The organism is Actinomadura sp. CNU-125 (genome assembly GCF_001942465.1).
Lineage (GTDB): Bacteria > Actinomycetota > Actinomycetes > Streptosporangiales > Streptosporangiaceae > Spirillospora.
The window spans coordinates 1-9,335 of sequence record NZ_MKJY01000213.1 but is presented as its reverse complement, the minus strand read 5'-3'; the positions used below and the strand labels follow the sequence as shown (position 1 = coordinate 9,335).

Here is a 9,335-nt window from a genome sequence, read left to right as displayed (position 1 = left end):
CCGCGTCCTCACCCGGCCACGCGGGCCCCGGCAGGTTCTCTCCGGGGCCTTGCCCGAATCCCGGCCCGGGCTCGGCGCCCGCGCCTGTCCCGCCAGCCGGCGCCGGCGGCGGGGAGGGCGGCTGCGCGCCGCCCATCGCACCGGCCGACGGCCGGTAGCCCAGCTCCGTGTACGGCGGCGCGGCGGCCGAATCGCCCGGATCGCCGGGCTCGTTCCCCGGCATGGCCGAGGCCACCGGCTGCCCCTGATCGGGCCGGACGGCCCCGTCCGCGTCCTCACCCGGCCATGCGGGCCCCGGCACCGGACCGGCGCCCCCGCCGGGCGGTGGCGGCTGCGCACCGCCGACGGCCGGTAGCCCAGCTCCGTGTACGGCGGCGCGGCAGCCGAATCGCCCGACTCGTCCCCCGAGGCGCCTCCGGCCCCCCAGCCGACGCCACGCTCGTCACGGCCAGGACCGGGCATCCCAGAGGCGGCTGCGGGGCTCACGTCCTGACCTGGCAGCGGGGAACCCGCGCCGCCCGGGCCCCAGCCCGGGGCGCGCTCGTCACGGCCAGGACCGGGCATCCCAACGGCGGCTGCCGGGCTCACATCCTGGCCCGGCAGCGGGGAACCCGCGCCGCCCGGGCCCCAGCCCGGGGCGCGCTCGTCCCGATCGGGACCGGACATCCCAACGGCGGCTGCCGGGCTCACGTCATGACCCGGCAGCGGAGCAGCCGCGTCCCCCGGGCCTCGACCGGTGCCGCGTCCGTCCTGGCCATGGCCCGGCATCGCGGACGCGCCCGCGACGTCGTGTCCCCAGCCCGGCCCGTCACCCGCGCCGGGCGGCGGGGGCTGCGCACCGGCCGACGGCCGGTAGCCCAGCTCCGTGTACGGCGGCGCGGCGGCCGAATCGCCCGGATCGTCCCCAGACGCGCCTCCGGGAACCGCGCGCCGCCCGGCAGCGGGAACCCCTCGCCCCCCGCTCCCCAGCCGGGAGCGCGCTCGTCACGGGCGGGTGCGGGCGGGCTCGCGTCTCGTGGGCCTTGTCCCGGCATCGCCGAGGCGCCGCGACGTCGTCGCGGCGGGCCGGGTGGGGCGCTCGCGGCGGCGGGACGCTCGGGTTCGGCCAGGGGGCCGGTGCGGCGGCGGACGGGACGAAGCCCAGTTCGGTGTACGGGGGTGCGGCGTCGTCGCGGTCCGCCGCGGGGCTCTCCCAGGCGCGTTCGGCCGGGGGCTGGACGAACGGACGGTCGGGCTGGGCGGCCCCGGGCGGGTTCGGTGCGGCGCCCGGGGCGAGGCCGGGCTGGCTCTGCATCGCGGACGGGGGCGGCGGCATCGCGGGGCGTGGGGTGGACGTGTGGGTCGGGGAGGACGCGGTGGCGCGCGCGCGGTTGCGGCCGATGATTCCGGCGACGACCGCCGTAGGGACGGGGAAGCCGCGGGGGCGCGCGGGCATGCCTCCGAGGCGGCACCACGCGAGGTCCACCTCGTACATCGCGGCCAGGAGGGATTCGGCGCCGGGGCCGGATCCGGCGGCGGAGCGCAGGGGTTCGGGGAGGCGCATGTCGTCGGGCCAGAGGCGGCGCAGCGGGTGGCCCTGCTGGTCGGTGACCGCCTGCACCGTGTAGCGGATCTCCGGGTCCAGCCAGGGGACGATCGAGCCGGCGACGTCGCGCCGGACGACGGCGAGGTCGGCGGCGAGGAGCGCGGCGGCGACCAGGCGGGGTTCGATGTAGGCGGGGTCGGCGGGGTCGCCGGACAGGTCGCGATGACCTCGCTGAGCGTGTAGAACGCGTGCCGCAGGTCGTCGCCGGGGGAACTCTCGTTGCGGAGCGCGGGCACGAGGTGCGGCGGGCAGCGGGTGAGCCACTGCTGGACGATCGCCTGGTCGCCGTACGGGAGCGCGTCGTAGTCGACGGTCGGGTTGGCGAGGGTCGTGCCGAGGATCGACAGCAGCGCGTCCGCGCGGGTCTGGAACCGGACGTCGCCGCGCAGCGCGTTCGCGACGGCCCACATGGTGCGCAGGACGACGACGGCGGCGTCCACGCGGCTGGCGCGGAGCCGTTCGGCGTAGAGGCCGACGAGGGATTCGAGGGTGGGCGGGGTGAGCCAGCGGGGGCCGTCGACGTCCGGCAGCGGGGCGGCGCGGTAGGGCTTCCACAGGTCGAGCATCTGCGGGTCGAGGCGGGCGTCGAAGGCGGGCGCGGGCGCGCACCACAGCATGACGCCCCACGCCGCGACGACCGTGGACGGTGTCTCCGGCGTGAACTGCGTCCACCAGTGCGGGTACTCGGCGGTGGGCAGCGCGGCGGCGGACTGGACGGTCGCGGCGACGCCGGCGGTCAGGTCGGTGGCGAAGCCGTGGCCGACGAACGGGAGCCCGGCGGGCGGGTCGTAGGAGAAGTCGGGCCCGGCGGGGACGACGTGCGGGGGCAGGTCGGGGATCCGCCCGCCGCCCTGCTGCGCGGGCCGGGCGGCCATCCGGACGGCGGCGTGCTCGGCGGCGGGCACAGGTACCACTGCCCGTCGGACGGGTGCAGCCGGTACCAGCGCGCCCAGGCGCCGAACAGCCACCACGTGCCGTCGGGCAGCACGAGCATGCGCCCGCCGATCGAATGCTGCCGCTGCTGCTGCGCCGCCGACGGCCACCACGCGGCGGCCACCATCGCGCGCGTGTCGCGCTCGGCCTCCGCGAACGGATCATGCCCCCGCCGGGAGCTGGGCGGCGGAGCACTGCCATAGCCCGGTCCCCACACCACGATCGACATCGTAGTCAGCCGGGCGGCGCAGGGTCACCCGTCCCAGGACGCGGTGCGGTGCTGCCGCGCCTTCTGGACGTAGACCGTCGAGGTGTGCTCCAGGACGAGACGGTCGTCGTCGCAGAGTTCGCGGACGACGCGGCCGGGCGTCCCCGCGACGAGCACCCCGGACGGGATCTTCTTGCCGGGCGGGACGAGGGCTCCGGCGGCGATGAGGGTCCCGGCGCCGATGCGGGCGCCGTTCAGGACGATCGCGCCGATGCCGATCAGCGAGCCGGTCTCGACGTGCGCGCCGTGCACCATCGCCTTGTGCCCGAGGCTGACCCGGTCCTCCAGGACGGCGGGCATCCCGGGGTCGGCGTGCAGGCAGCTCAGGTCCTGGATGTTGCACTCCTCGCCGACGATGATCTCCTCGTCGTCGCCGCGCAGCACCGACCCGTACCAGACGCTGGCCGCGCGCGCCAGCTTCACCCGTCCGACGACGACGGCGCCGGGCGCGACCCACGCGTCCGGGTGGATGTCCGGACGGTCCGTCCCCAGCGATCCCACGTAATTCATGGGGCCGATGCTAGGCGAGGGCCGTCCACAGGGCTGTGGACGGCCCTCGCGACACGGGTTCGAGGTGAGCGAGATTTCTCCCGAGATCAGATAGTTTGTCGGGCCTACTCGCGTGAAGAAACGGCAGCAAGAGCGGCGTTCCGGTTGCGCGCACCCGGGGGTCCGGTCGAGAGTCGAATCTGACGTTTCTACGCGGGCCCGCTCACCGGCGGGTGAGGATCGCATCCGACCCTGACGGGGTGATACCCCCGCCAACGACCCCCCAAGGCATCATGAGCAACGAAGCCGAAATCCTGCCGAACCTCCTCCAAGACGAGCACTTCGAGATCGTCATGCGCGGCTACAACCGCCGCCAGGTCGACGACTACATCGCCCGCGCCCACCAGAAGAACCGCGAGCTGGAAGCACGGCTGGCCCGGGCGCAGGACGACTCCGAGCGCATCCGCCGGGAGATGGCCGAGCTGCGCGAGGCCCGCAAGCCGACCGGCGACGACCTGTCCGACCGGCTCCGGCAGATCATCAACCTCGCCGAGGACGAGGCGCAGGACAAGATCGCCCAGGCCGAGGCCAAGGGGGACGAGATCCGCGAGGACGCCGCGCAGGAGTCCAAGCGGATCGTCGACGAGGCCCGCGCGAACGCCGAGAAGAACCTCGCGAACGCGCAGCAGAAGGCCGAGCACGTGCTGAACTCCGCCGAGAAGGAGGCGGACCAGGCGCTGTCGTCGGCCCAGCAGGAGGCCGAGCAGACGGTGACGACCGCGCGGGTCGAGGCCGAGCGCACCCTCACCACCGCCGAGCGCCGCGCCGGGGTGATCAACGAGGGCGCCACGCAGCGGCTCAACGCGCTGACCAAGAACCACACGCAGGCGCTGCAGCGGCTCACCGAGATCAGCGAGACCCTGCACCGGCTGCTCACCGCCGAGAACGAGGCGGGCCCGCTGGAGAAGATGGTCGAGGACGCCGTCAAGCAGTCGGCGGCGCCGCGCAAGCAGCCCGCACACGCCGCGCCGGGCTCGGCGAAGCCGGGTCCGGGCAAGCCCGCCGCCGCACCGCGCGCGTCCGGCCGGGTCCGGGGAGCCGAAGCGCCGGAGCCCGCCCCCGCCCGGCCCGCGACCGCCGCACCGGCGGCGGGGACCAGCGAGCCGCCGTCGAGCCGTCCGAGCCGTCCGCGGCCGGTGCCGCCAAGCCCGCGCACGCCGCGGGGCCCGCCGCGCCCGAACCGGGCCCGGCGCCCGCGAAGCCCGCTCCCGCCACGACGCCCGCAGCCCACGGTGCACCACCGGGCCCGAGGCCGCCGACGTCCCGGTGCAGCCGATCGCCAAGCACGCCGCACCGCCGCGCCCGGCGCCGAGCCCGGACCGTCCGGACCGTCCGCCGCGGGCCCGGCCCGTCCCGCCGCAGCCGCGCGGCCCGATCGACCCCGCCTGACCCCGCCCGACGCGCCGCGCGTGCGTCCGGACGCCGTCCGGGCGCACCGCGCGCGTTCGAATAGGATCTTCGGGTGAGCAAGCGAACCACCACTCGCCAGGGGAGCCCGCGCCCGATCCGGCTCCTCGGAGACCCGATCCTGCGGACCGAGTGCGACCCGGTGCGGACCTTCGACGCCTCGCTCGAACGCCTCGTGGACGACATGTTCGCCACCATGTACGCCGAGAACGGCGCCGGGGTGGCCGCCAACCAGGTCGGGGTGGGCCTGCGGCTGTTCGTCTACGACTGCGACGACGACCGCGGCCGCCGCCACGTCGGCCACGTCGTCAACCCGGTCCTGACGGCCGCCGACGGCGACACGCTCGTCGAGTCCGAGGGCTGCCTGTCCGTCCCCGACATGCGGTTCGACACCCCCCGGTTCTCGCACGCGGTCGTCGAGGGCGTCGACGTCAAGGGCAAGCCCGTCCGCGTCGAGGGCACCGGCTACTTCGCCCGCTGCCTCCAGCACGAGTGCGGCCACCTGGAGGGCAACGTCTACATCGACGTCCTGTCCGGCGACGCCCGCCGCGAGGCGATGCGCGCCATCCGCGCCCTTCGCGGCTAGTCGGTGTCCAGCGGGATGACGACGCGGAAGGCCGCGCCTTCGCCCGGGGTCGAGTCGACCTCGACGACGCCGTCGTGGGCGGCGACGAGGGCCGCGACGATCGCGAGGCCGAGGCCGGTGCCGGTGCCGCCGTCCTCGCGGGACCGCGACGCGTCCGCCCGGTAGAAGCGTTCGAAGACGCGTTCCTTCGCCTCCGGCGACAGGCCCGGCCCCTCGTCGGCGACTTCGAGGACGGCCGCGGGCTCGTCCCGCAGCGTCCCGGACGTCAGCCGCACCTCGACGGGCGTCCCCTCGGGGGTGTGCGCGAGCGCGTTCGTCAGCAGGTTGCCGAGGACCTGCCGCAGCCGCGGCTCGTCCCCCCGCACCTGGTAGGCCATGCCGCCGCCGACCTTCAGCTGGACGGACCGGTCCGGCGCGAGCACCCGCGTCTCCTGGACGGTGTCGGCCGCGACGGCGAGCAGGTCGACCGGACGGCGCTCGATCGGCCGCTGCCGGTCGAGGCGGGCGAGGAGCAGCAGGTCCTCGACGAGCAGGCCCATCCGGGCGGCGGTGTCCTCGATCCGGCCGATCAGCCGGCCGAGTTCCTCGGGGCTGCGCGCGGCGCCCTGCCGGTAGAACTCGGCGAACCCGCGGATCGCGGTCAGCGGGGTGCGCAGCTCGTGGCTGGCGTCGGCGATGAACCGCCGCATCCGCTCCTCCGACCGGCGCGCCGACTCCTCCGACCGGCGGGCGGACTCCTCGGACCAGCGGGCCGCCGCCTCCGACTCGGCGCGCGCCCGGAACGCCGTCTCGATCTGCGCGAGCATGCTGTTCAGCGACCGGCCGAGCCGCCCCATCTCGGTGCGCCGGTCCGCTTCGGGGACGCGCCGCGACAGGTCCCCGGCGGCGATCGCCCCGGCCGTCGCCTCGATGGCCGACAGCGGCCGCAGCGCCGCCCGCACGACCCACACCCCGAGCCCCGCCAGCACCGCCAGCACGGACAGGCCGACGATCAGGTCGATCGCGACCAGCCGCCGGACGGTCTGCTCGATCTGCGCCATGCTGGTGCCGAGGACGAGCGTGCCGCCGCTCGGGATCGACACGGCGAGCACCCGCCACGGGGAGTTCGAACCGCCCGCGCCCGCGACGGTGAACGGCTCGTCCATGCGGCCGGTCAGATCGGTGGGCAGCTTCGGATATCCGCCCTCGTCGAGCGCGGTGCTGCGGTCCATGACCCGGCCGTCGGTCGTGCGGACCTCCCCGTAGGTCTCGCTGGGGATGCGCAGCTCGATCGGCCGGACCCCGCGCTGCAGGTACGGCTGGACCTGCTCGACCGTCCGCCGCATCGAGCTGTACAGCTGCTCGTCGGCACGGTTGACCAGGTACTGCCGCAGCACCGACGCGCCCGCGACCGCCATCACCGTCATCCCGAGGGTGACCAGCACCATCATCCCGGAGATCAGCTTGACGCGCAGCGACGTGCGGCCCCAGAGCCGGCCGAGCCCGGTGAGCGGACGGCGGCGGCGCGCCGCCGGGCGCGCCGCGTGCGCGCCCGCCGGAACCGGCCCGCCGGACACGGTGGTCATCCCGTCTTCGGGGGCTCGCGCAGCACGTAGCCCACGCCCCGCAGGGTGTGGATGAGCCGCGGCTCCACGTTGTCGACCTTGCGGCGCAGCGCGGACACGTACGACTCGACGATCCCCGCGTCGCCCTGGAAGTCGTAGTTCCACACGTGGTCGAGGATCTGCGCCTTGGACACGACGCGTCCGGCGTTGGCCATGAAGTAGCGCAGCAGCTTGAACTCGGTGGGCGACAGCTGGATGGCGCGGCCGTCCCGCCACACCTCGTGGCTGTCCTCGTCGAGCTCGATGTCGGCGAACACCATGCGCGGCGGCGGTTCGGCGACCCCGCCGCGGAACCGCCGCAGCACCGCCCGGATGCGGGCGATGACCTCCTCCAGGCTGAACGGCTTGGTGACGTAGTCGTCGCCGCCGATCGTGAGCCCCTTGATGCGGTCCTGCACGGCGTCGCGCGCGGTGAGGAACAGGACGGGCGTGTGGTCGCCCCCGGACCGCAGCCGCCGCGCGACATCGAACCCGTCGATGTCGGGGAGCATCACGTCCAGGACGATCAGGTCCGGCCGGTGCCGCCGCGCCGACTGCACCGCGTCCGCCCCGTTCGTCGCCGTCACCACCTCGAACCCGGTGAACCGCAGGCTCCCGGCGAGCAGCTCCAGGATGTTCGGCTCGTCCTCGACGACGAGCAGGGTCGCCTCGGGCGACCGGCCGCCGTTCGCCGTCGTCCGTTCAACCAATGACACAGCCCCCTCCACCATCACGTAGAGGCTCCCATCCGAAACTGAACGTTCCCTGAACGTTCCCGGCAATGCGGCCGCACGTCAGCGGCGTGCGGCCGCCGTCTCGACGGCGAGGACGAACATGTCCAGTTCGATCGGCGATCTCGTCGTGCGCTCCGCCGAACCCGCGCGGACGGCGGTTACGCGCTCGCCTTCGCCGTCTTCGCGGGCGTCGCGCTCGCCGCGTTCGTCCCCGCGCCGGCCGTGCCCCGGCGCGGGCGGCCCGGCGGCGGCCCGTCCGCGCACGGGATATCGGGAGCGGACGTTCAGCGAACCCTCAGGTAAGTGCGCTTCAGTGATGGGACAGGGCGCGCCCGGGCCCCGGAAGGGGAACGGGGGGTCGCGCGCCCTGGCCAACTTTCGCGCCACCGCGGCCGGGGGGACGAACCGAGCCTCGTCTCCCCGGCCGCGGTTTTTTCGTGCGGCGGGCGTTCAGGACACTTTCAGGTTGGATGCAGCCGGGTTGCAGATCCGCGCCGCAATCTCATGAGTGACAGACCACGAGGGGGATCACATGAGCGGCGAACGGACCGGACCGGTGGAGCCCGAGCGACCCGACTTCCAAGCGCCCGGCGGCGAGCCCGCCGCCGACCCGCGGCCGGCCGACGGGACACCGCCGTACGGCGCGCCCTACGGAACGCACGGAACGCAGCAGGCGCACGGGGCGCCCGGGGCGCCGTTCGGGATGCCGTTCGGCGGCGGTTTCGGGCCGCCCGTCCAGCCGCCCCGGCCGCGACGGCCCGGCCGGGTCCGCCGGACGATCGGTGCTGGGCGCCGCCGCGCTCGTGCTCGCCGCGGCGCGGTGCCGGGGGCGCGGCGGCGGCCGTCGCGCTGACCGGCGAGCCCGCGGGTTCCGCGCCGACCGCCGTGACGGGCGCGTCGACGTCGAACGGTTCGGTGTCGGCGGTCGCGTCGGCCGTCCTGCCGAGCGTCGTGTCGATCACCGCGCAGTCGGGGACGGGCAGCAGCGGCGGTTCGGGCGTGATCCTGAGCGAGGACGGGACGATCCTCACGAACGCGCACGTCGTGGAGGGCGCGCGGCAGGTGGCGGTGAAGTTCAGCGACGGGAGCAGCGCGCAGGCGACCGTCGTCGGGAGCGACCGGACGAACGACATCGCCGTCCTGAAGGCGCAGGGCGTGTCGGGGCTGAAGCCCGCCGCGTTCGGCACCACGAAGGGCCTCGCGGTCGGCGACCAGGTGCTCGCCATCGGCAGCCCGCTCGGCCTGGACGGCTCGGTGACCTCGGGGATCGTCAGCGCGCTGGGCCGGGAGGTCAGCGAGGGGAGCGAGCAGCCCGAGCAGCAGGCGCCCTGGCTGCCGCCGGAGCTGCAGCAGCAGCTCTCCCAGCAGGAGCAGACCGTGATCGAGAACGCGATCCAGACCGACGCGCCCATCAACCCGGGCAACTCCGGCGGCGCGCTGGTGAACATGTCCGGCCAGGTCATCGGGATCAACACCGCGATCGCCACCTCGGGCAGCGGCTCGGGCAGCATCGGCCTCGGCTTCGCGATCCCGGTCGACAGCGCGAAGGACACCGCGGCGGAGATCATCGCAGCCGCGTCGGCCTGACCCGCGGGCGCCGTCCGGCCAGGGCTCTGGGGGGAGCGGGCGGACGCGCCGCGGGGCGGGAGGTCGCGTCCGGCCGGGCCGGGTCGGCGGCGACCTCGACCGG

Annotated in this window: 9 protein-coding genes and 1 pseudogene; 4 read left to right on the top strand and 6 right to left on the bottom strand. The window is 75.3% G+C overall.

Annotated elements, in window-relative coordinates; all coding sequences use genetic code 11:
- From BJF79_RS61275 to BJF79_RS23710, 3 genes and pseudogenes are all read right to left on the bottom strand, one after another.
- Positions 1-235 (bottom strand): annotated as a pseudogene (locus BJF79_RS61275) (hypothetical protein); the annotation flags it as partial.
- Between the two features lie 749 nt (positions 236-984).
- Complete coding sequence (locus BJF79_RS53645; protein WP_158079269.1) at positions 985-2,460, bottom strand: hypothetical protein; 1,476 nt, start codon at positions 2,458-2,460, stop codon at positions 985-987.
- Between the two features lie 311 nt (positions 2,461-2,771).
- On the bottom strand, positions 2,772-3,296 hold the full coding sequence (locus tag BJF79_RS23710) for a gamma carbonic anhydrase family protein (RefSeq protein ID WP_075900552.1): 525 nt from the start codon (positions 3,294-3,296) through the stop codon (positions 2,772-2,774).
- A gap of 272 nt (positions 3,297-3,568) precedes the next feature.
- Here BJF79_RS23710 and BJF79_RS23705 point away from each other — a divergent pair, with 272 nt between their 5' ends.
- Together BJF79_RS23705 and def are read left to right on the top strand one after the other, a co-directional pair.
- Positions 3,569-4,801: a hypothetical protein gene (locus tag BJF79_RS23705; protein WP_075900550.1), complete on the top strand. Its 1,233-nt coding sequence runs from the start codon at positions 3,569-3,571 to the stop codon at positions 4,799-4,801.
- A complete protein-coding gene (def, locus tag BJF79_RS23700; RefSeq protein ID WP_075900548.1) occupies positions 4,798-5,328 on the top strand; it encodes a peptide deformylase in 531 nt (176 codons plus the stop codon). The genes BJF79_RS23705 and def overlap by 4 nt, the downstream gene beginning before the upstream one ends.
- On the opposite strand, the gene BJF79_RS23695 is transcribed toward def, so the two are convergent.
- The 3 genes from BJF79_RS23695 to BJF79_RS23685 all read right to left on the bottom strand — a co-directional run bounded on the left by BJF79_RS23695 (position 5,325) and on the right by BJF79_RS23685 (position 7,909).
- Positions 5,325-6,893, bottom strand: a complete 1,569-nt coding sequence (locus BJF79_RS23695; protein WP_083733763.1) for a sensor histidine kinase — start codon at positions 6,891-6,893, stop codon at positions 5,325-5,327. The two genes, def and BJF79_RS23695, sit on opposite strands and share 4 nt — an antisense overlap.
- Positions 6,890-7,627 (bottom strand): response regulator transcription factor, encoded by a 738-nt coding sequence (locus BJF79_RS23690; protein ID WP_410050130.1) that lies wholly within the window; start codon positions 7,625-7,627, stop codon positions 6,890-6,892. The genes BJF79_RS23695 and BJF79_RS23690 overlap by 4 nt, the downstream gene beginning before the upstream one ends.
- A 78-nt stretch (positions 7,628-7,705) precedes the next feature.
- Positions 7,706-7,909 carry a hypothetical protein gene (locus BJF79_RS23685; RefSeq protein WP_075900544.1) on the bottom strand — a complete coding sequence of 68 codons (204 nt, stop codon included), beginning with the start codon at positions 7,907-7,909 and terminating at the stop codon, positions 7,706-7,708.
- A 268-nt stretch (positions 7,910-8,177) separates the two neighbouring features.
- Between BJF79_RS23685 and BJF79_RS57335 the strand changes: the two genes are divergently transcribed.
- Positions 8,178-8,498: a hypothetical protein gene (locus tag BJF79_RS57335; protein WP_075900542.1), complete on the top strand. Its 321-nt coding sequence runs from the start codon at positions 8,178-8,180 to the stop codon at positions 8,496-8,498.
- Between the two features lie 32 nt (positions 8,499-8,530).
- A complete protein-coding gene (locus tag BJF79_RS51380) occupies positions 8,531-9,232 on the top strand; it encodes a S1C family serine protease (protein WP_075900540.1) in 702 nt (233 codons plus the stop codon).
- The last annotated feature ends 103 nt before the right edge of the window (positions 9,233-9,335 follow it).